The organism is Tardiphaga sp. OK245, from assembly GCF_900108575.1.
Lineage (GTDB): Bacteria > Pseudomonadota > Alphaproteobacteria > Rhizobiales > Xanthobacteraceae > Tardiphaga > Tardiphaga robiniae.
The window spans coordinates 374,895-395,894 of sequence record NZ_FNWZ01000003.1 but is presented as its reverse complement, the minus strand read 5'-3'; the positions used below and the strand labels follow the sequence as shown (position 1 = coordinate 395,894).

Below are 21,000 nucleotides of genomic sequence, written 5' to 3'. Positions count from 1 at the left end.
GAGAACCCAATCGCACCCGCGGCATTATGGGAGATGATGTCCACAGCCCTTGTCGTTCAAACCGTCGAACTGAGGCCGAACCCGCCGCCTTACGGTCGGCTGTCATTGCGCACGGGGGCATGGGACCAGTTGCAGGCGAAACGGGCCTATGACGACCATCACGAGCCGCCGGAGGCGCCGGTCGAGCTCGACAAGAAGGTCTGAGGTAGCCAGCAGTCCGCGGCGATCCACGCTCTAGTGCGAAACACCCCCACCAATGCCGACGCTCCCGCCGACCCTGATGCAGGTCGACGTCCCCTCAACCTGGACGAAGCCGGCGCCGTATTGCTTACACGGATCTGCTTTTCGTGGTGCCGGCGTCATGCTCTGCTTCGTTGCCACTGGCTTCTTCGACGCCGCAGCGAAGGCCTGCAGCGGGATGACAGCGATCAGCAGTCCAACAGCGACAATTCTCATGGTCTTCCCTCGCCGCTTGCATGCGGTCGCATAGCTCATTGGAACGAACGCTGCAGTGCGGTGTTTCCATGGCATGGGACCGAGAGAAGAAGATAATGGTGTATTCCTGCTCAGCGCGGTCGCGCTTGTCTGCGGAATGATCGCCTTCGTACCGTGGCTCCTCAAGCCGACACCCGCTGTTGCCGATAAAGGCGCCCAGCATGTCGCCTATGAGCGACCCACATTGCCAGAGCCCGTACGCGTGATCGTACCCTTCACCCCAAACACCACGCCAAGCCAGCGTTGACGGTTTGCTTGGCTAGTTGGCAGCCACGGGCTGGCCGGCGGTGCGAGTGAGCTTGTCGGCTTTCAGCAGGACATGGTCGGTTGTCGGCTGCGGCCGTGCAAAGAAGCTCACGGCGACAAAGGCTGTGCAGAACAAAAATCCTACCAGCATCACCCGTCGATGCGTCGGCTTGTCGGCATTGTGAAACGAAGCGGACATGGTCACTCCCTCGATGGGGAATGAATAGCTCACTCTTATTTCCGCGCAATCATACTCTGGTTTTAACCTAACCGATGAAGGTTACTTGGCCGCTCGGATTTTAACGAAGCCGTTGTGGACTGTTAATTTCGGCGCTCCCGCGATCAAACTAAACTACAGGCCGCATCGTGAAGCGTTGCTGCCTGGTTCGTTACTTCCTCGGCATGTTACTTCTTATCGACGTTGTCCTGCGAGATCGGGGGAGCGCAGGTCTCCTTCGCATACTTCTCAGCGAGTTCGAATATTTCGCGACGGCGCTCCGGCTCGTTAATCGTGAGGTAAGTCACAACCATTTTTAAGGCCTCCTCGTCCGAAGCCCTTCCAAACCGCCACACGAGTAACACTCCCAAGTTGTACAGAAAGGTTTCGGAACCTTTTCCCTGTACGTTGAATTGAATGCCCATCAATATACGCAATATTACGATCAGTTGGCCAATAAGTTCCGGGAGCGGTGATGATTGTCGGTCGGCCCATCTCGGAGATCTGCAGGGAGCTCGCCATCTCGGCGCAGGCGAGCCATCAGACAGTTCTCGCGCAGATCCTGCGGATGGCTTCGCTCGAAGCCGCCCAGAGCGGCGTGCGTCATCATGAAGGCGATTCCAGTATCCAGGATCGATTGGTCGGCACCTGGGACTGGGACATCGCCAATGACCGCGTCTATGCAGACAGCAAATTCGCCCGTCTGTTCGGCGTCAATGCGGATTTGGCCTCGCGGGGCACGCCATTACAAGACTGGCTGGATGCCATTCATCCAGACGACATCGATGATGTCGCCGCCGCTATCAATCGCGCACTGACGACCGGTCAGGTGTTCTCCCGTGAATATCGCGTCGTCTCTCACGGCGACACGCATTGGGTCTATGCGCGCGGCAAGTGCACGCTCGATTCGTCGGGCAAGGCGGTTCGGTTTCCCGGCGCCATCGTCGACATCACGCGGGAGAAGATCGATGACCATCATTTCAGCATCGTCCCGACCTAATCCCGCACGGTTCGAGATTGCCCTTTACGACAGCGTTGCCGATAAAATGCTGCGGTCACGGCTTAATACATCGTCGCCGGGAACGTAGCCTTGCGCTGCCGGTTATGCCCGCATGGCAAGGAAATTTTTTAGCGTCGTCGTCGTTCGCTCCGTCGAGGAATCCGTGGAGATCGTCGTGGAAGCCAAGAGCGCCGATGACGCCCATGTGGCGGCCATTCAGCATTTGCAAAAAAACGGTGACGAATATGCGTGGGTGAAGCCGCGCAAGGATTTGACCGTCTGGCACAAGCGGGAAATCGATACGCCCGCCATCGTGGATGTCAGCGCCTGAGGGCAACGCTCTTCACAATTCAGATGGTGCGCCCTCTTTCTCAAGACGACATCTGCCATTTGTCTTGTTTAGCTGCTATGGCAAGCGCCGCTGCCCTAGTGGTTGCACGCTTGTGTCGATCCCATGGAGACAATCCCAATGCGCTACCTTCACACCATGCTGCGCGTCCGCAATCTGGATGCGGCCCTGAAATTCTATGCCGATGCGCTCGAGCTCAAGGAAGTCCGCCGGGTCGACAACGACAAGGCGAAATTCACTCTGGTGTTCTTGTGCGCCGCCGAAGACGAGGCGTTGCTTGCCAAGACCAAGGGACGCGGCGCGCCGCTGGTCGAACTCACTTACAACTGGGACGAAGAGAAATACGGCGAGGATCGCTATTTCGGCCATCTCGCTTACGAAGTCGACGACATCTATGCGACCTGCGACCGGTTGATGAAGCTCGGCATCACCATCAATCGTCCGCCGCGCGATGGCCAGATGGCCTTCGTGCGCTCGCCCGATCTGCACTCCATCGAGCTTCTGCAGAAAGGCGACGCACTGCCGCCGCAGGAGCCGTGGTCATCAATGCCCAACACCGGACATTGGTAACTCACAAAACGCATCGCTGCAGGTGCAGCGGTGGAACGCCATGAGCAGTGCCGCGTTGTTGATGCGATACTGATTTCATGGAGGCTGAGACAATGGGACGTGGAATTCTGCTCTGGCTGCTGGGTGTACCGATTCCGGTGATCATTCTGCTGTGGCTCTTCTTCGGTCGCTGACGCCTCCCAAGCTGAACCCATGAACAGGCCTCGCTCACGCGGGGCCTGTTTTGTTTGCGGGCTCGCTCCTTTGTGAGAGGTCGGCACCAGACCGGCCTTGCGATGGCGGCGCGTTGCTGGCTAAACCTGCGGCGCTTATTCGCCAGCGAGGTTCATCGTGCCACAGACTCCCACTCCATCCCTGCAGATCTGGGGCCGCGCCAATTCGGTCAATGTGCAAAAGGTTCTGTGGTGCTGCCATGAACTCGACGTCGCCTATGAGCGCATCGATGCCGGCATGCAATTTGGCCGCAACAGCGAGGCCGACTATCTGGCGATGAATCCCAACGGCCGCGTACCCACCTTGGTGCAAGGCGATTTCGTGCTGTGGGAATCCAATTCCATCATGCGCTATATCGCCCTGGCCTATGGCGCTACATCGCCCCTCTACCCATCCACGCCAAAAGTGCGCGCCGGGATGGAGCGCTGGCTCGACTGGACACTGACGACATTGCAGCCGGCCGAGCGCCCGTTGTTTTGGGGACTGGTGCGGACGCCCGTCGCCGACCGCGATATGGCCGCGCTGCAGAAAGCCGCGGACGCCAATGCGGCGCTGTGGGAGATGGTCGACCGGCAGCTCTCCCGTCAGACCTGGATGGAAGGCGACGATTTCAGCCTCGCCGATATCGCCATCGGTTGCTACGCGCGGCGCTGGTTCGGCGTCGAGGGTGTCACGCGCCCTGCATTTCCGCATCTGCAACATTGGTATCAGGTGATCTCGGCACGGCCTGGCTTCCAGACCTATGTCGCGCCGCCGCTCTCCTGAGCGCAGGCGTTCGCTTGAACGTTAGTTCAACGAACGTTCGAGCAGCAGGATGCCCATGATCACCACCAGCGTGATCCCGGCCACGACCAGGCGCATGGTCCAGTTCATGCCACGGCCGATCCACCACAGCAGCGCGCAGCCCATCAACACGGGAATGACGATATCGGGGCGCACGATCGTGGGGCCCTACGCGATGAAGCGAACGCCCAGCGTCTTGCCGCGGCGCCAGACCACTTCACACATACGCCCGGTGCGTGCGTCGCGCGAGAAGGCCAGCTTCATCTTGTTGGGGACCGACGTGGGATCGTCGACGACGACTTTCGCGCCGGAAGTCGAGAGATCCAGTACATTGCATTGCCGGGCCGCGAATCCACCGTCCAGCGTGATCCATGCGGCCTGGTGTACGGACCGGCGTGTGTCGCGTTTTTTCGTCACTGCCATCGCATCACTCCACGCCCCCGGGAGAGAGCCTTAAGCCCGCATGCTTTAAGAACCGTTGAGAGGTGCAGAAGAGTTCGAAATGTCCTGTGCACAAGGTCCGTGCGCCGCGCATGGGGATCATCCACCTGATCCCTCACCGCCCACTTGCCGACCTGAACAAACGTCACTATACGTTCGGCCGCTGGCACCAAACTGATTTGCTTTCGGTCGGTGCCGCCCGCGATAGATCAGCTCTAAAGCTTTGATGTTGCGGCGATTTTAGAAATAGCCGTGCAGAACCGCGGTATCCTTGGCCTGATTTCGGGCCGCTGGATCGGCCGGGGTTTTTTGCTCCCTTCGTCTATCGGTTAGGACGCCACCCTTTCACGGTGGAGAGAGCGGTTCGATTCCGCTAGGGAGCGCCAAAGCTCTTGTTCCTAAGAAATTCACCAACAAAATCAAGCACGCAGCCGACGCCCGTTTGCCATGTTGGACGTTTTGTTGGACGTTTTCAGCGAACTTTGTTCTCGCCTTGTTCACGTGGGTCTATTATGGTCGAGTGACGGCCGGGTCGCAGCTCGCCGCCCTCATTTCCTAAATTACCTGTTCCGTTGCGGAACGGGTAAAAGCCGATCTTGTCGTAATGCAGGGTGGCGATGGCCGCGCAGTTCCTGCACCCCCGATCAGTTCTTCGCGTTATTCGAAGTACGACAACGGCCTGTCATAATTGCCCTTCTCTAAGGTCCGAGGGAACGGCTGACCGGGATGATCCGTGCGCCTCTTCTCGTTGCTCTTCTTCGAAAGCGAGTCTCGCAGATGGTGGATTGGAGCAAACCGATTCTCTGCAAAATCGGTGAAGTACCCCAAGCAGTATCGCAAAAACCCCGGCGATCGTGCCGGGCCTTTTGCTTTCCCGCAGAGGTGACAGGCCGCATTGGTTTGCAGCTTAGAACGGAGCACACTACTGAACCGCCACCCCTGCCCGGATTCACGCAATAAAACTCCTCCCGGAACAGTTTCGGCCGATATCGCTCGCTATCGCTCCAAGAAATGTTCCTCAATTGAACAATTCTTTTCTCCGGCCAGGATTAGCGCTGCAAAAATTCATTCATTAGCGAGCATCTCGGGCGGCCCTTTCGATGCGCATGACGGCAATCTGCAAATGAACCTTTAGGTATTACGGCGCTCGACAAAAAGCGCCGAATCAGTGTTTTCATCCGACCTCGGACGCCTGCAACCGGTCATCGTCACCGAGGAGCAGATCTATCCGGTCTTACATCCCACGGATGTCGGAACGGATCGTGAGGAGCCATACGGCTTCGGCGCACTCATCGGCCTCGCGGAGGCAATGAGACGCGCGAAGCGCGCCGTGAATTCTCCTGCAGAATGCAACTTCATTGTGAAGCGTGCTGATCCCGCATGTCGTTCAGCTGCTGCTATCAACAGCGTTGACACGAAGGACGGACTCAGTATTTTCATCCACGCATTCTCGCGCGAGACGCCTTTTCCAACTGGAAGAGAGTCAGGTTGAGCTGGAAGACGTGCCGACCGGTACGAAGGACAGGTCAACGTGGATCAGATAAAGATCCAGGCGCAACGCCAAGGCTCCATGAGCTTGGCGAAACAAAATGCATTTCGCTCAAGCCCGGCTCATCGCCGGGCTTTCGCGTTTCTAGAGCATGGTGTGTGGGCTCTGTTCCACGCTTCTCGGTCATTCCTGCGTGGACGTCGCGGCCCCTATTACGGGCGCCGCCTCTGAATGCGTCACGCAACGGCCGGAAATCCCAAAAACTGCTCAATCGGAACGAGCGTCGATGACTATAATCAGAAGAAAGCACAGTTCCCGCTACGCGTCGTTTCCAAATTCGATCTGGGAAGACGGCAGGATCGGCGTCGATGAAAAAGGCGTCCTGGGATATCTGCTGTCACGACCTCCGAATTGGAGTGTGCATCTGTCGCAGGTCGGACGCGTCATGGGTGTTGGCAAGGATCGCATGCAGCGAATCTTTCGCACCCTGATTGCTGCCGGTTACGTCACGCGCGAAACGATCCGCAATGAAAATGGTTCGTTCGTCGCCCTCGAGTATGTGATCCGTGACAAGCCCGCACCCGTGACGGACGCCGATGATGACGCAGGCGATATTGCAAGACACGCTGTGGCATTTCCACCGCAGCCTGAATACCCGGCTCCGGCCGACCCGGCGCCGGCTAGGGCGGCTGCATATAAAGGAATGAAGATACTAAATACTGATTATACTAAACCTTCTTCTTATACCGAGAGCTCTACTGCTGCACGCGCGCGACCTCCTTCAACACCGCCTCCTGTCCGATCTGAGGCGCTGCAGTCTCAAATTGCTGGCCGTCTGGGTCGCGGTGACGTTGCCCTTGGCTGGGAATTGCTCGGCGAACTCGCTCCAAGCCGGTTGGACCAACTGACCGCACAACAGCGATCTGGCAGCCTTTCCGAAGAAAGCCTCGCAAGGGTGCGTCTCGAATTGATGAGTCGGACACCGGCATGAAGGGTAGCATTTCAATGGATCGACTATCGCGCCTGGCAGACACCCTTCACAAGGTCGATGATGCCGATGCGAAGTTCTTGGCGAAGTTGATCAAGGGTTTCGTGCACGTCATCGACGATGCCGTGCGCTCATCCAACCCGGCCCAGTCAGACGCGGCGCCCGCCACTCAACCCAATCCTTTCCATCGGCCGGACATGCATCCACTGCTGGCCGCAGTGGTGGCGCGTCTACGGAAGAGGCTTGGCGATGAGGTGTGCCGCGCGTGGATCGCGAAGCTGAATTTCCAAGGCGAGAGGGCGGATGTTGTCACGCTGACTGCACCGACCAGCTTCATCGCTGACCACGTCAATGCTCAGTTCGGTCTGACGCTGCTCGATGCGTGGCAAGCGGAAAAGTCAACCGTCATGCGGGTGGTGGTTCGTCCTGCCCCACCTGATCCGCAGCGACCGACGTGCGCTGACGAAGTAGGCGATTGGGCGGAACGTGAGTGCTAGCGCATCAGCGAGCTGGTCGGTTCCACACCCCTTCTGATGTCGAACGTGGGCTTCCACCGCTCCCGCATCGCGCGACTGGACAGAGCCTGCTAGCATGTTGCGCAGACGCCCCCCCCGGTGTAGGGACCGTATGCCCGGTTTTTCGTGTTACACGGGGTCGCAGCCCCTAGCATTTTGTCAGTAGATTACCTCGCAAGCGGTACACGCGTGCACGCATTCACACGTGTGTTTCCACGTATAACTCTGACCGAGCCTCCCGTGACCTCCCGCAGAACGGTCACGTTGGCGATGCCGCCAGCCGATTTGCGCTGGCGGCTGCTCGAGACAGATAAATGCAGCGCCCCTTGATAAACTGCCCCCGGTCCGTGATCCGGGCTCGGGCCGATCGCCCGCTTCTCTTGTTCGTGACCGTGACGTGACTCGGATGCGCCTGGTGCGGTGCGCGGCCGCCACCCATGCAGGCGCTGACGCCTAGAGCGCATTCACGAACAATAGCTGGAACGTCGGGCTCCAGGCTGACATATTCTGCCAGAACGGCGGCCTGATCCCGACGATTGCGATACAAGAGACTTTAACGCGCTCCGTGCCCGACGCTTCGCTGGCGACGACATCTTTCAACAACGTCATCGAAGCGGATTACGCTCTGAACGATGACGAGACGTGTGGAATGCTGGCCGCCTGAAGACAGGTCACAACATTTACCATTGCGCAGGGATCCAGCATGGCACTGATCGGTCACCAACCCATTGCAAGCGGATCGTCGGAACTGAAAGGCACGCATATCCTATTGGTTGAAGACTCTTGGCAACTCGGCAATGCTATGAAACGACTGCTTCGCTTATTGGGAGCGGATGTATCCGGTCCAGCTGCTACCATAGCCGACGCCGAGCGCCTGATTGCCGAAGATACTCCCGACGTAGGCATCATCGATATCAATCTCCGAGACGGCGAACGGTCTAACGACTTGATTGATCGCCTGCACGAACTTTGTATTCCCGTTCTCGTCGTCACAGGTTACTCGACCGTCTCGCTACCTCCCGGCAAGGCCGAGGCCATTCTGACGAAACCTGTGAGAGCGGAAACACTTCTCGCGACGTTGCGCCCTATCCTTAATAGGCAGAAAGAACGATGAGAGGTCCTTTCACGTGACATCGGCTATGCCTGTTTTGAGCGGTATCTCGATTGTACAGGATACACCCTCGGACGAAAATGCAAGGTTGACCGTACCACCGAGCTCATGCGGGATGAGACTGCAAATGAGGCTTGTTCCGTATCCTTGCGGAGGCGGAGCCTCTATCGGTGGCCCCCCTGTCTCGCGCCACGCGATGTTCAAAAGTTTGGCGGCGCCTCCATTACTGCGGGAGGCCCAGCTTACGGACACCCGGCCTTCCGGGATCGACAGTGCGCCATATTTGGACGCATTCGTCACAAGCTCGTGCAACACCATCCCCAGCGCCTCAACTGCCACGGCGTTGAGCGCGATATCGGGTCCGCAAGTCGTCGTGTTTGCTTTTGTCGCATAGGGCGCCAACTGGAGGCGGACAATATCCGCGACGCGAACTCGCTCCCATTTATTCTGGCTTAGCAACTCGTGGGCAATTGCCATGCTTTGAATGCGCTGATCGAGGGATTGGACAAATTCATCCATCGTACTGCTGCCCTGTCTCGTGCACATGGCGACCGCCCCGACCCGCGCAAGCACATTTTTGACGCGGTGATCAAGCTCTGCCACCAGCAATCGTTGGTGTTCCTCAGCTCGCTTGCGTTCCGTTACATCGAGGGTCAGGCCCCTGATGCATATACATTCCCCGGCTTGGTCGAACTCGGCCGTTGCCGTTTCTTCAAGCCACATTTCCCGACCGTCGGGGTGCATCACTCGAAAGGTGATTGCATACGAAGGTTTGTCCGGCCGGACATTTTTCACCTGCGACTTGAAGGCAGCGCGGTCATCAGGGTGAACCAGCGCGAAAAAGCGAATTGTTGTTAACGGAACTTGTGGGTCGCAGCCAAGTACGTTCGCAGCGTTTTCACTGTGACGCGACAAGCCGGTGCGAGCGTCCCATTCGAAGGCCATTACCGCACCGGCCTCCAACGCCTCTTCCAACCGGGCCGCAACCTCGCTGACCGCTGCCTCGTGCTCACGCCGCTCTGCGAACAGAGAGGCAAGAACCAGCGCGCAGAGCGACGTTGTCAGGATGGCGGCTTGCGCGCCCACGACGCGTTCGTCTATCGGCAGATAAGGGGTGCCGAAATATCCAATGTCAAAGGCTATGGTCCACACGATTGTCAGCGCAAAGATGAATGCTGCTGCCGCGGCGAACATCGGTTGGCAACGGGCCGTCAGCAGCAGCAATAGCGGGAACAGCAGCGCGATGGGCACCAAATGCGCCCATGATCCGTGCGGCGGAAAGACTACAAGGGCGCCCAGCACAGTTATTGCCAAGAGCAGTAATGATCCTTCCACAGCCTCGTTTGCCGACGGCGGATTGCGCACGGCCGCGCCCGTTCCGATCAGCAACGGCGCAAAGGTTACGATGCCGAGCGAGGCTGACGCGAACCAGTGCTCCCAAATGGTCAAGATCGGTGCTGTCGAATCCTGGAATAATTTGAACCCCAAGGTCCCGCCGATCCCCGAGATAGCGCTCGCGAAAACCGCTGCCGCGAGCAATTCGAGGACATGTCGCAACCGGTCGAGAGCGAAACCCGAACCAAATCTGTGCTCAATAAGGCCAGCGGCAAGCAATGCCTCACCGGCATTGCACAGAGCGAAGATGACAGAGCCTGCCAAGGTTCTGTCTCCTGACATATTGGCTGCAATCGTTGCCGCGGCCGTCCCGATCGCAACTGGCAATTTGGCACGGGGACCAAGCGCTATCAGGGCTCCGGTGGCAACACCGGAAGCCGGCCAGAACACGGCCACGCCATCAGGCTTTGTCAGCAGAGTAAGACCGAGCCGCGCCGCTAGAAAAAACGCGAAGCCAACCGCCACGGTCACGCCAATCGCGGTGACCCATTGCCGGGTCGGATCAACTGCCCCTAGCCGCCCCACGCCATTGCCAGTCAAAAGCGCCTCCGTCTTGGAACGATCCCTGCCCTAACATCAAAGCATGGGAGGCAATCCCCAGCTAGAGCGCCAGTTACAAATACGTCGCGACATTCGTTCTGGATCATTCTCGACCGGGCCGACGGCAGTTATGGCGCTGCCCGAGACGTTCCCGAATTCTGAAACCGGAGTCACGAAATCCACGGGGTCTGGCTGAGGTGATGCCAGCGAGGCCCCCCGCATTTTCATGTTCTTGAAACGATGGAAGTCGACTACCTTTCGCCCTGCTAGCAATTTTTCCTGATTGCGTTCGGTCGACCGAAGCTACGAGCGGTACGCCGCACATGGCAGGCAACCTCGAGAGCGGCGTGCGCTCGGGCAACGCGGGCGGATTTGCATTAAGCCTGTTCTCCAGACGCGCCAGTTCGCTGCGCCCCCACCAACAGCTTGCGATCATGGATCAGGTTTTCCAGCCGATGGGCTGCCACGTTTAGCGCAACAACATCGCGGGCCTCCTCATCGCTCGACGCGCGCTTTAATTGTTGCGTCTGAAGCACGCCGTCGATCTCGCGCTCGATTTCGTCGAGTTCGGCCTCATCGCTGCTGCCACGGATACGCCGTCCGAGTGCATAGAGTACATCCAGCGCTTCCTCTTGGGTCAGCGGCGGCTTCGCCCACAGGAATTTCCAGGATGCGGCGAACACGGACGCGAGCGCGCCCACGATCATAGGCACCAAAAAGATTATGTTGCCCCATTTGTCCAAAAAACTCACCTGCGTCCCGTTGTAGAATTCCGCCGCCCCCGGGTGGGCCGGCAGATAGGCAGACGCGTCTGTATCGGCCGCCGAGACCTGAGCCATGATCGGCAATTCGGCCAATAAGTCACGCCGCGCTTTCATCACGGATTCCGTGAGGTCTGCCACGAGATCGCTGCTCAACGTCTTTTGGGCAACCAGATAGAATGAGGTCCGCAGCGTCGTGACGTCTTCCGCCGGATTGGGCGGAGCGCCTCGCAACGTACCTTTTGGGACGTCGAAGGACTCATACGCCCGCTCCTTCTGGGCAATAGCCGGAGCCGATTCGATTGGGATCAGTGTTGGGCCGGATTTCCCGGCCTGCGGGAACAGACTGCGCAGAAGCGACAGATACTTTTCCGCAAGTGGCATCACGATCAGTATCGCGCGCACTTCCTTGGAGTCGATCATGCGTCGCGCGTCAGCCAACCCAATATTCTTGAAGACGACACCTGATCGCGTGAGGTCATATTCGTCGATCAAGACCTTTACGAGCCGCTGATTAATATCGCCGCCAACCACGCCGACGTTGGCGCGCTTCAGGCCTGCGATGTCAGCAATAGGAGAGCCGGACGGGGCTACCAGCAGAGCCACCGTATGCGCCACAACGGCGACCGCTTGCGCATGCGAGAGGTCGCCAACGTCCCCCCTGACCACGGCTAGATCCACCGTGCCGGAAGAAAAGGCATCGGCCGCTTCGGCAGCGCCCGCTGCCTCAACGATGTTGAGCCGCACCGGCGCCTTCTGCTGCGCCAGCTTGCTAGCCAATGCAGCGACCAATCTGCTCGCCTCGCCATCCAGTGACCCCGCCGCGATGGAGAGGGTTGTAGGCCGGCCATGCAAGTGCCAGGCAAATAGCCCGGCGCTCGTCATCAGAACGACAGCGCCTGCGACCAAAGTGATCCGCAGCCAGATGGGTAGCCTGATCGCGTCCATGCTGCGTGTCTCGCACAAAAACTCCTCCGCTGCGGCTCTGTGACCGTAAAAAGAGGAATGTCAGCCTGCTGCCAGGAAATGACCGACACTAATGGACTCCTGACCAGGCCGCCCATTGATTCAGATCAAGTCCGGGTAGCCGCAACCAGCGGAATCTGGCCGCCGAGGCACAACGCGGCCGCTTGGTCGCGAATGAAATGACGCAGAGGGCTGCATGAATAAATTACTGGTTGCGACCACGATCATATCATTATTGGCTGCGCCAGCCGCTGCAGAAGACAAGATGGTCGTCGACATGAGCAAGATGAGCTGCAGCAAATTGGCCAAGCTCGGCTTCCAGGATTTCTCCGGCATCGCCATGTGGCTGAGCGGCTACTACAATGCGAGCGTTCGCAATACCACCATCGACCTCTATCAATTCGCGCAGGCCGCTAAGGTGGTGAAAGACTATTGTTCGACAAACCCGAGCGCAACGGTGGTGTCCGGCGTTGAACGAGCGCTCGGCATCAAGATGCCACGACCGCGGTAGAGAGTATCGCTGCTGACACCTAAGCACGGACAAGAAGTGAGAATCGAGTGACCGCCTTAGGCACGTCATGATTTCGTGGAGCTCATCTATTCATCGCCGGTATTGGCTGTCGAGTAAGACGATACCGATATCGTGGCGGCACAATCTATTTCGGAAGGCATTCCACATTAAATGCAATGATGATCTGCGCAGGGTCCGCCTTACCGACACTCTTAAGGTCTTCAAGCCCACTTTTCAACTTGGCTCCCGCCTCCTTTAAGCTGCCTTCAAGCATCAGCTTGGCCCTCTTGCATCGTTCCTCGTTGGAGAACTCCTGAAACACGACAGTTGGAAGAAGTCTCCATTCCGATCTGTCGTTTGTCACCGCAGGGCTAACTGAGTAGGAAAAGACGTACATCAAAATCCACATCGACGTGCTCCATCTATGATGTGATAGCGATGATGACCTTGCGTCTGTGCTACCATCAATAAACCCAATACGCCTTAATTTTGCGGCGGCAGCGCCTCCGAACTAGGAACGGGCCGCCTGTCGTACAAGACCGACGCGCCGACTACCAAGACCCACAGTGGGAAAACGAGCAAGCTTCCATCGAAGTAGTTGCTTCCAAGCAGAAGAAGAGCTGCGATGATATATCCGCCGACCGCCAGCCAACGCGGCGTCAAACGGGTATAGATAGCAATAGTCGATGTCGTGATCATGAAGACGGCCGCCGTCTTCGCCAAATAGATGTTGACCATCCCGTAGGCTAAGCCGCGCCCGAAGTGAAACGTCGCAAAGTGAATGAGCAAATCGGGCGCCGCGCGGAACGCGATGATGATCGCACCAACAACCGCGGCCGCGGCGAAGAGCATGGCCAACATCAGAAATCCGCTTCCTAAGAAGATAGTAGCAAAAAAACGATCTTCCCGTGCCCCGAGTCGATCGCGAAGAACTCCCACGAACCATAGAAAAGCTATCCCGGCGAATGGCACTAGGTTCATGGCCAGCGTGACATAACCGGTGTCTCCCGCAAGCCAAGCTCCCCGTTCAAAAGGATCGGAGGGGACTGAGAGTCGCATGAGCCCAAACACTGCAAACAACAGGACCGAGAATATGATCCCGGCAAACGCCGCGGCCTTTGGCGTTCTCAGATAGGCGTCCGTTAAAGGCGGCTCGCTCGGAATCACAGCGAAGCTCCCGAGAAGGAAGAGATCGAAAGTCTTTGTCTCGCACGCACTAGTCGCGCTTGGGCGGCTGCTGACCTAGCCGCAGACGCTGCGCTCTCATTCGTTTTATCTCTTCATTCAGCGCATCGCTCTTTTCGTCGCGTACTGCGCTATCCGATTTTGCATCGTTCTCACGCAGTTTACTCAACGCTTTCTCTACGGAGAGTTTGGGTGTTTCAGCCATTCGGAACCCTCTTTCAATTCACACAACGCCAAGAGCCGTTTCTCCCCTACAAGTTCGCAGCACATATCAGGCGGTCCCGCCGCATCGCTGCAAGACCAGCCCCCCTAAACTGAGTGACCGCTCGGGCGGGTCGACGGAGAGGCAAGAACTCTGTGGACACAACTGCGCTTGGCTCAGCGTTGGCTTGATCTAGATCAAGCATCGGTAGCCCGGCTGGACCAACATCCGAGACACTTGCTCGCGCAAAATTCACCCCATCGGCACAGCAACCGAGGAAGCACCGGAGGAAACCATGAAAGCAAGTGCTGCTCTCAGGAAGGAAGCTGACACCAAAGATTGCTGGAAGGGGTTCCGGCCAGGAGACTGGCAGACTTCGATCAATGTGCGCGATTTTATTGTCCGGAACGTTACGCCTTATACCGGTAGCGAGACTTTCCTGGCAGCTCCATCGCAGCGCACAAAGGCGGTATGGGCGAAACTGCAGCCTTACTTTTCGAATGAGAGAAAGAAGGGCGTGCTTGCGGTAGATGCGGCCTCTCCTTCCACTATGCTGGCACACAAGGCTGGCTATATCGATCGCGACAACGAAGTCATTGTCGGCCTGCAGACGGATGAGCCCTTCAAGCGAGCGATCTTCCCGTTTGGCGGCCTGAGGATGGTTGAGAACGGTTTGCAAGCTGCCGGCTTCGAACCTGACGCGCGCGTGCACGAGGCATTCACGAGATATCGTAAGTCGCACAATGATGGCGTGTTCGACGCCTATACGCCCGAGATCATGAACTGTCGGAGATCCGGGATCGTTACCGGTCTGCCCGACTCTTACGGGCGCGGCCGCATCATTGGTGATTATCGCCGTTTGGCTCTTTACGGGATCGACCGTCTCCTTGAGGTCAAGCAGGCAGAACGCGCCCAGATCGACGACATGTGGCCGACCGACGAAATCATTCGGATGCGCGAAGAACTCTCGGAGCAGATGCGTGCGCTCGGCGATCTGGCTGCCATGGCGAAGCTCTACGGGAGCGACGTATCCAAGCCAGCAGCGAATGCACATGAAGCATTCCAGTGGACGTATTTCGCCTATCTTGGCGCGATCAAGGAGGCAAACGGCGCCGCGATGTCGATCGGCCGTATATCGAGCTTCCTCGATATCTTCATCGAGCGCGACCTGAAAGGCGGCATTCTGGACGAAACCGGGGCCCAGGAGCTCTGGGACCAGCTTGTCCAGAAGCTCCGCATCGTCCGCTTCCTCCGTACCCCTGACTACGATGCGTTGTTCAGCGGCGACCCCTACTGGGCGACCGAATGCGTTGGCGGCATGGATTTGGACGGGCGGGCTCTGGTGACCCGAAGCAGCTACCGGATGCTGCACACGCTCTACAATCTCGGTCCGGCGCCCGAGCCGAATATTACGGTGCTCTGGTCGACCAAGATGCCCGCGCCCTTCAAGCGATACTGCGTGAGAGTCAGCAAGGACACCTCATCACTTCAGTACGAGAATGACGATTTGATGCGACCTTTCTGGGGGGATGATTACGGCATTGCCTGCTGTGTTTCGGCAATGCGCCTCGGAAAGCAGATGCAATTCTTTGGAGCGCGGGTCAATCTGGCGAAAGCACTGCTCTATGCCATCAACGGCGGCCGAGACGAAGTATCTGGCGAGCAGGTCGCGCCTCAGTCGCAGCCCGTTGCGGGTGATTTCCTCGACTACGACGATGTGATGGGCAAGTTCGATACGACGATGGAGTGGCTCGCCAAGATCTACGTCCACGCTATGAACTGCATCCACTATATGCACGACAAGTACTTCTATGAGCGTCTGGAGATGGCGCTTCACGACCGCGACATCCTGCGGACGATGGCGTTCGGCATAGCAGGCCTCTCGGTGGTTGCCGACAGTCTCAGCGCTATGAAGTACGGGAAAGTACGCGTCGTGCGAGACGCGACGGGACTTGTGGTTGACTACCAGAACGAGGGTAACAAGTCGACGCCGCAGTTCGGTAACAACGACGACCGGGTCGATCAGATCGCCTCTAGCCTCGTCACGCGTTTCATGGAGAAAATCCGTAAGCATCCGACCTACCGGAACGCGACACACACCCAGAGCGTGCTCACGATTACGTCCAACGTCGTCTACGGCAAAGCCACCGGAAACACCCCGGACGGACGGCGGAAAGGAGAGCCGTTCGGACCTGGCGCGAACCCAATGCATGGACGCGATAGCCACGGTTGGCTCGCGTCCTGCCTCTCGGTCGCAAAGCTACCCTACAAGGATGCGCAGGACGGCATCAGCTACACAGTTTCGGTCGCTCCCCAGAAGGCTCATCTGTCGGAAGACCAACTCGTGGATGAAGCAGTCAAGGCATTCGACGTGTACTTCGATCGAGGCGGCTTCCATATGAACCTAAACGTCATCGACAGGGAGACGCTCGAGGACGCGATGAAAAACCCCGACAAGTATCCGCAACTTACGATCCGGGTCTCGGGTTATGCCGTGAATTTTGTCCGACTGACGCCAGAGCAGCAACGCGACGTGATCAGCCGCACCTTCCACGGCCAGATCTGAGCGAGGTGCACCATGTCAACGGTGCAGACACTGGAGCCGGGAAGTCGTCATGACCTCCGGGTCGGGATTTCACCCGACGCGCCCGATGAAGACAAATTCAAGGACCAGGAAGGCACGTTCGGATACTGCCATTCTTATGAGACGTCCTCTCGCTACGACGGGCCCGGCTTGCGCACCGTGCTGTTCGTCTCGGGCTGCCTTCTGCGATGCACCTATTGTCACAATCCGGACACTTGGCACCTTAAGGACGGCACCTACGTCTCGGCCGCCCACGTGCTCCGCCGCCTTGCCGATTTCGCGCCCTCCCTTCGGGCACTTGGCGGCGGACTAACCATCTCGGGTGGCGAGCCGATGGTACAGCGCGCGTTTACCCAGCAAATATTTGCCGGCGCCAAGAAGATGGGCCTGCACACGGCTGTGCAGACCTCCGGCTTCCTCGGCGATCACGCGGACGATACCTATCTGTCCGAGATCGACCTCGTTCTTCTCGACATCAAGAGTTCGGATCCCGAAACATATCGTCGAACTACCGGCCGCGACATCGCGCCAACGCTTCGTTTTGCCGAGCGCTTGGCGTCGATGTCGAAGCCGGTCTGGGTCCGCTTCACCCTCGTTCCCGGCGAGAATGACGATCCGGCGAATGTCGATGGCATCGCGCGATTTGTCGCGCCGATGAAGAATGTCGAATGGGTGGAAGTGCAACCTTTCCACCAGATGGGCGCGTTCAAGTGGAAAGCGATGGGTCTCGAATACAAACTTGCTGACACGCTACCGCCCAGTCCGGATCTGGTGAACCGGGTGCTCGGACAGTTCCGTGCTGCGGGATGTCAAGCACGCTGATCAAACAATTGTTCGGCAGATTTGGGAGTAAGACACATGTTGGATTTTGCGCGCGACATCATCGGCAGCCAGCCAATCTTGACGGCTTTTCTGGCGATTGGATTAGGCTACCTCGTCGGCCAGATCAGCATCGCCGGATTTTCCATGGGCGTCGGAGCCGTTCTTTTTGTCGGCCTCGGGATCGGAGCCTTTGCGCCAAAAGCCCAGATCATTGGTCCGATCGGACTGACCGGTCTGATCATGTTCCTCTACGGGATCGGCATCCTCTACGGCCGTCAGTTTTTCGAAGGCATGAGTGGAGTTGGGCAGAAATACAATCTGCTCGCCCTCGTTGCGTGCCTGACCGGCTTGGCCGTAGCGCTCGGGCTGGGGCACATATTTAACATCAAAATTGGTCATACCCTTGGGCTTTATGCGGGATCGATGACAAGCACAGCATCACTACAGGCCGCGCTCGACGTCATGAAGAACAAGGACCCGTCGATCGGATACTCAATCGCATATCCGTTTGGCGTCATCGGTCCAATTCTCTGCATCTATTTCATGACCAGGCTCGTTAAGCCCAAGTTCCCGGCCAAGGCCAAGCATTTTCATATGGGCGAAATCACTATCGGCGAGAACTTTTCCGGTGTGACGCTTGGAGACCTCGCCGCTGACTCTCTCGCCGAGCTGCAGATCACGATGGTCCGCCAGAACGGCCGCAACGTCGTTCCGACCGACGGCACCATTCTGAATGCGGGAGACGCGCTGCTCGTCGTCGCCGATCGCAAAGAGGAAATCGCACTGGCGGCTGAACGTCTTGGCCGACTCGAACCGGGCCGGCTCGCGAGCGACCGCGCCGACCTCGATTACATCCGGGTCTTCGTTGGAAAGGCCAGCACGGTGGGCGTACCACTTTCCAAGCTGCCGATGCCGCCCGGCGTGCCAGCGCATATCTTGCACGTGCGGCGCTACGATGCCGACCTCGTTCCGTCCCCCGACCTCATGCTGGAGTTTGGCGACCGTGTCGGAGTCCTGACGCCGCCTGACAAGAAAGAAGACATCCGCAAACACTTTGGTGACTCAATCAAAGCGACCGCGGATTTCAGCTATGTTTCGCTTGGTCTCGGTATGGTGATGGGCGTCCTTCTCGGTCTAATTCCCATACCAATTCCGGGCGTGGGTATTGTAACGCTCGGAATCGGCGGCGGTCCGCTGATCGTGGCTCTCATTCTTGGCAAGCTCCGCCGCACCGGACCTATGCTGTGGACCATGCCTTTGCCCGCGAATATCGTTCTTCGGAACTTTGGTCTCGCGATTTTTCTCGCGACCGTTGGGGTAAATTCCGGACAGCCATTTGTCCGCACTGTAGCGGAATCGGGGTTCACAATGCTGTTCATCGGCGTCGCCATACTTCTGACGACGGTGTTCATCGTGCTCATTGTCGGTCACTACATTATGAAAATTCCATACGACGATCTGGTCGGCGTGGCATCAGGGGCAACGGGAAATCCCGCCATCCTGGTCTACTCAACGAAGATGGCGCCCACCGAACGCCCGGACATCGGTTACGCCATGATCTTTCCGTCCATGACGCTTGTGAAGGTCATTGCAGCGCAAATCGTCGGACTTATGGCGACAGGCAGCACGGGCGGGCAGTAACGCGGACAACTGCCGGCGAGGACCACAGAGATGTCTGATCGAGCACCCGCGCCGCAGCCACCTATCTTCAATCTGCAGGCTTACAGCCCCGCCGAGATCAAGGAGGCTGTCGAGAAGGTCGGGATAAAGAAGGCCACCTTGCCATTTCTGGCCTCCTTCATGCTCGCCGTCATCGGAGGCGGCAGCGTCGGCTTCGGCGCCCTTTACTATACGATCATTGCCAGTGACGCAGATCTCAGCTTCGCCACTGTGCGCGTCGTCGGAGGGTTAGTGTTTTCCCTTGGACTGGTGCTTGTTCTAGTTGGAGGCGCTGAGCTGTTCACAGGCAACAACTTGATCGTCATGGCCTGGGCGAGCGGTAAGGTCTCTACGGCAGCGATGATCCGCAACTGGGCTATCGTCTATTTCGGAAATATCCTCGGATCACTTGGCCTGGTTATGCTGGTCTTGCTCTCACATCACCCGGACATGAATGATGGCCGCGTCGGCCTTTCGATCCTGAATACGGCCGCCGGAAAGATTCGGCCTGATATGATGACACTGTTCTTCAAAGGCATTCTTTGCAACGTGCTCGTTTGCGCGGCCGTTTGGCTTGCTTACGCCGGTCGTTCCGTCACCGACAAGATCGTTGCAGTCATCCTGCCTGTGTCGGCTTTCATAGCAGCAGGGTTCGAGCACTGTGTTGCTAACATGTACTTCCTCCCCCTGGCATGGCTGCTGGTCCAGACGGGCCATGTGCCACCGAATTTTGATGCCTCATCCATCACCATTTCGGGGATGTTTCACAATCTATTGCCGGTAACGCTCGGCAATATCGTAGGCGGCGCCGGTTTTGTCGGTGCGGCCTACTGGGCAATCTACCGCGCCGCGTTCGGCGCATCAGATCGAGATCAGAAATAGCAGGCGAAATTTCCAAAATCGAATCGGCCTACCAACATGTCGCCTCAGCCCAACCATCGGCAATCCTATCGGACGACCGCCTCGGATGAGACGCGGAGCGGCTTGTTGAGCCGAACGCTTGCCGCAGTGACCGCAATACTCCTCGGCGCCATGGCCGCCATCGGCAGTGCAGATGCTGCGCCGCGAGCCAAGCCTGACCAGATTCGATATAAGTATGTTCGGCCAACAGATCCGTCGCACCAAGCGATCTACGATCAGATCAAGCAAGGCCGAGCCCTTGAGCTCCTCCAGCAATTGCTGAGCCCTCTCCGCCTTCCCCATCCACTCACACTCAAAGTCGCGAGTTGCGACGGCGTTCCCGATGCCTGGTACGGAAATGAAGTCGTCACGTTGTGCTACGAACTGCTGGCAGAGATTCTGAAGAACGCGACGACGCGCGATCTCCCTGCTGGGGTCTCCAAAGCCGACACAATTCTCGGTCCAGCGTTCGATGTTTTCCTACACGAGACCGGCCATGCTGTTTTCGACATGCTGCAAATCCCTGTCCTCGGCCGGGAGGAGGATGCGGCAGATCAGTTCTCCGCTTACGTCATGCTCCGGCTCAGCAAAGCCGAGGCCCGCAGAATGATCCTCGGCGCAGCCTATCTTCGCGCAAAGGAGCTTCCGGAACCGGAGCCCCTGTCCTCTCGCGATAAGTTCTCGGACGAGCATTCTATGCCGGCCCAGCGAGCTTTCAATGTTTTGTGTATCGCTTACGGCGCGGACAAGAAGCTGTTTGCCGATATCGTCGCGAACGACATCCTGCCCAAGCAGCGAGCCGAAACCTGCGAGATCGACTACGACGATCTCACATTCGCTATGACGGCCTTGATCGGTCCGCATATCGACAAGATTTCAGCCAGGAAATTTCATGAGGTTTGGACGAGAACCGTCAGCGCCCGCCGCACGCGTCTGAATCGCCAGTAGGATAGATTTTATACTCGTCCCGCTGTAGTCGGTCGTCCCGGCGAATCGGCGTTCACCGTCTCCCAAGAAGCGATCGTCGAAAACCACTACCCCGAGCTTCTTTCTCGCAA

24 protein-coding genes and 1 tRNA gene are annotated in these 21,000 nt (G+C 57.9%); 16 read left to right on the top strand and 9 right to left on the bottom strand.

Going from position 1 to position 21,000, the window contains the following annotated elements; all coding sequences use genetic code 11:
- Positions 1 to 36 precede the first annotated feature (36 nt).
- Positions 37 to 204 (top strand): hypothetical protein, encoded by a 168-nt coding sequence (locus BLW80_RS30305; protein ID WP_170849665.1) that lies wholly within the window; start codon positions 37 to 39, stop codon positions 202 to 204.
- Between the two features lie 30 nt (positions 205 to 234).
- Here BLW80_RS30305 and BLW80_RS14490 read toward each other — a convergent pair whose 3' ends face one another.
- The 3 genes from BLW80_RS14490 to BLW80_RS30925 all read right to left on the bottom strand — a co-directional run bounded on the left by BLW80_RS14490 (position 235) and on the right by BLW80_RS30925 (position 1,272).
- Positions 235 to 456, bottom strand: a complete 222-nt coding sequence (locus tag BLW80_RS14490; RefSeq protein WP_139285833.1) for a hypothetical protein — start codon at positions 454 to 456, stop codon at positions 235 to 237.
- 298 nt (positions 457 to 754) lie between these two features.
- Positions 755 to 940, bottom strand: a complete 186-nt coding sequence (locus BLW80_RS14485) for a hypothetical protein (RefSeq protein WP_093758505.1) — start codon at positions 938 to 940, stop codon at positions 755 to 757.
- A 206-nt stretch (positions 941 to 1,146) separates the two neighbouring features.
- Positions 1,147 to 1,272, bottom strand: a complete 126-nt coding sequence (locus tag BLW80_RS30925) for a hypothetical protein (RefSeq protein WP_283805494.1) — start codon at positions 1,270 to 1,272, stop codon at positions 1,147 to 1,149.
- A 161-nt stretch (positions 1,273 to 1,433) separates the two neighbouring features.
- On the opposite strand from BLW80_RS30925, the gene BLW80_RS14475 reads away from it, so the two are divergent.
- From BLW80_RS14475 to BLW80_RS14460, 4 genes are all read left to right on the top strand, one after another.
- Positions 1,434 to 1,958, top strand: coding sequence for a PAS domain-containing protein (locus BLW80_RS14475; protein ID WP_093758503.1), 525 nt, complete (start codon positions 1,434 to 1,436; stop codon positions 1,956 to 1,958).
- 163 nt (positions 1,959 to 2,121) lie between these two features.
- The gene (locus tag BLW80_RS14470) at positions 2,122 to 2,289 is read left to right on the top strand and encodes a hypothetical protein (protein WP_244528237.1); all 168 of its coding nucleotides are present in this window, start codon (positions 2,122 to 2,124) and stop codon (positions 2,287 to 2,289) included.
- 138 nt (positions 2,290 to 2,427) lie between these two features.
- The gene (locus tag BLW80_RS14465) at positions 2,428 to 2,877 is read left to right on the top strand and encodes a VOC family protein (protein WP_093758501.1); all 450 of its coding nucleotides are present in this window, start codon (positions 2,428 to 2,430) and stop codon (positions 2,875 to 2,877) included.
- Positions 2,878 to 3,207: 330 nt separating this feature from the next.
- On the top strand, positions 3,208 to 3,855 hold the full coding sequence (locus tag BLW80_RS14460; RefSeq protein WP_093758500.1) for a glutathione S-transferase family protein: 648 nt from the start codon (positions 3,208 to 3,210) through the stop codon (positions 3,853 to 3,855).
- Between the two features lie 21 nt (positions 3,856 to 3,876).
- Here the strand turns inward: BLW80_RS14460 and BLW80_RS30300 are convergent, their stop codons facing one another.
- Together BLW80_RS30300 and BLW80_RS14450 are read right to left on the bottom strand one after the other, a co-directional pair.
- Positions 3,877 to 4,029, bottom strand: a complete 153-nt coding sequence (locus BLW80_RS30300; protein WP_093758499.1) for a hypothetical protein — start codon at positions 4,027 to 4,029, stop codon at positions 3,877 to 3,879.
- Between the two features lie 12 nt (positions 4,030 to 4,041).
- Complete coding sequence (locus tag BLW80_RS14450; protein ID WP_068736534.1) at positions 4,042 to 4,296, bottom strand: PilZ domain-containing protein; 255 nt, start codon at positions 4,294 to 4,296, stop codon at positions 4,042 to 4,044.
- 329 nt (positions 4,297 to 4,625) lie between these two features.
- On the opposite strand from BLW80_RS14450, the gene BLW80_RS14445 reads away from it, so the two are divergent.
- The 5 genes from BLW80_RS14445 to BLW80_RS14435 all read left to right on the top strand — a co-directional run bounded on the left by BLW80_RS14445 (position 4,626) and on the right by BLW80_RS14435 (position 8,420).
- Positions 4,626 to 4,700, top strand: a tRNA-Glu gene (locus BLW80_RS14445).
- A 782-nt stretch (positions 4,701 to 5,482) separates the two neighbouring features.
- On the top strand, positions 5,483 to 5,806 hold the full coding sequence (locus BLW80_RS29900) for a hypothetical protein (protein WP_139285832.1): 324 nt from the start codon (positions 5,483 to 5,485) through the stop codon (positions 5,804 to 5,806).
- 283 nt (positions 5,807 to 6,089) lie between these two features.
- Complete coding sequence (locus BLW80_RS29895; protein WP_139285831.1) at positions 6,090 to 6,794, top strand: helix-turn-helix domain-containing protein; 705 nt, start codon at positions 6,090 to 6,092, stop codon at positions 6,792 to 6,794.
- Positions 6,791 to 7,288: a DnaA N-terminal domain-containing protein gene (locus BLW80_RS14440; RefSeq protein ID WP_093758498.1), complete on the top strand. Its 498-nt coding sequence runs from the start codon at positions 6,791 to 6,793 to the stop codon at positions 7,286 to 7,288. The genes BLW80_RS29895 and BLW80_RS14440 overlap by 4 nt, the downstream gene beginning before the upstream one ends.
- 721 nt (positions 7,289 to 8,009) lie before the next feature.
- Positions 8,010 to 8,420 carry a response regulator gene (locus tag BLW80_RS14435; RefSeq protein ID WP_093758497.1) on the top strand — a complete coding sequence of 137 codons (411 nt, stop codon included), beginning with the start codon at positions 8,010 to 8,012 and terminating at the stop codon, positions 8,418 to 8,420.
- Positions 8,421 to 8,429: 9 nt separating this feature from the next.
- Here the strand turns inward: BLW80_RS14435 and BLW80_RS14430 are convergent, their stop codons facing one another.
- Together BLW80_RS14430 and BLW80_RS14425 are read right to left on the bottom strand one after the other, a co-directional pair.
- Positions 8,430 to 10,352 (bottom strand): HWE histidine kinase domain-containing protein, encoded by a 1,923-nt coding sequence (locus BLW80_RS14430; RefSeq protein ID WP_093758496.1) that lies wholly within the window; start codon positions 10,350 to 10,352, stop codon positions 8,430 to 8,432.
- 377 nt (positions 10,353 to 10,729) lie between these two features.
- Positions 10,730 to 12,061: a TAXI family TRAP transporter solute-binding subunit gene (locus BLW80_RS14425; protein ID WP_093758495.1), complete on the bottom strand. Its 1,332-nt coding sequence runs from the start codon at positions 12,059 to 12,061 to the stop codon at positions 10,730 to 10,732.
- 214 nt (positions 12,062 to 12,275) lie between these two features.
- Here BLW80_RS14425 and BLW80_RS14420 point away from each other — a divergent pair, with 214 nt between their 5' ends.
- Entirely contained in the window at positions 12,276 to 12,590 is a 315-nt protein-coding gene (locus tag BLW80_RS14420) for an HdeA/HdeB family chaperone (protein WP_093758494.1), read from the top strand.
- Positions 12,591 to 13,073: 483 nt separating this feature from the next.
- Here BLW80_RS14420 and BLW80_RS14410 read toward each other — a convergent pair whose 3' ends face one another.
- Positions 13,074 to 13,757: a hypothetical protein gene (locus BLW80_RS14410; protein WP_093758492.1), complete on the bottom strand. Its 684-nt coding sequence runs from the start codon at positions 13,755 to 13,757 to the stop codon at positions 13,074 to 13,076.
- Positions 13,758 to 13,806: 49 nt separating this feature from the next.
- A complete protein-coding gene (locus BLW80_RS30295) occupies positions 13,807 to 13,980 on the bottom strand; it encodes a hypothetical protein (RefSeq protein ID WP_170849664.1) in 174 nt (57 codons plus the stop codon).
- A 292-nt stretch (positions 13,981 to 14,272) separates the two neighbouring features.
- Here BLW80_RS30295 and pflB point away from each other — a divergent pair, with 292 nt between their 5' ends.
- From pflB to BLW80_RS14385, 5 genes are all read left to right on the top strand, one after another.
- A complete protein-coding gene (gene pflB / locus BLW80_RS14405; RefSeq protein ID WP_093758491.1) occupies positions 14,273 to 16,543 on the top strand; it encodes a formate C-acetyltransferase in 2,271 nt (756 codons plus the stop codon).
- Positions 16,544 to 16,555: 12 nt separating this feature from the next.
- Entirely contained in the window at positions 16,556 to 17,383 is an 828-nt protein-coding gene (pflA, locus tag BLW80_RS14400; RefSeq protein ID WP_093758490.1) for a pyruvate formate-lyase-activating protein, read from the top strand.
- Between the two features lie 36 nt (positions 17,384 to 17,419).
- On the top strand, positions 17,420 to 19,024 hold the full coding sequence (locus tag BLW80_RS14395; RefSeq protein ID WP_093758489.1) for an aspartate:alanine exchanger family transporter: 1,605 nt from the start codon (positions 17,420 to 17,422) through the stop codon (positions 19,022 to 19,024).
- A gap of 30 nt (positions 19,025 to 19,054) precedes the next feature.
- Positions 19,055 to 19,924: a formate/nitrite transporter family protein gene (locus tag BLW80_RS14390; protein ID WP_093758488.1), complete on the top strand. Its 870-nt coding sequence runs from the start codon at positions 19,055 to 19,057 to the stop codon at positions 19,922 to 19,924.
- Positions 19,925 to 20,029: 105 nt separating this feature from the next.
- Positions 20,030 to 20,890 (top strand): DUF4344 domain-containing metallopeptidase, encoded by an 861-nt coding sequence (locus tag BLW80_RS14385; RefSeq protein ID WP_244528235.1) that lies wholly within the window; start codon positions 20,030 to 20,032, stop codon positions 20,888 to 20,890.
- Positions 20,891 to 21,000 lie beyond the last annotated feature (110 nt).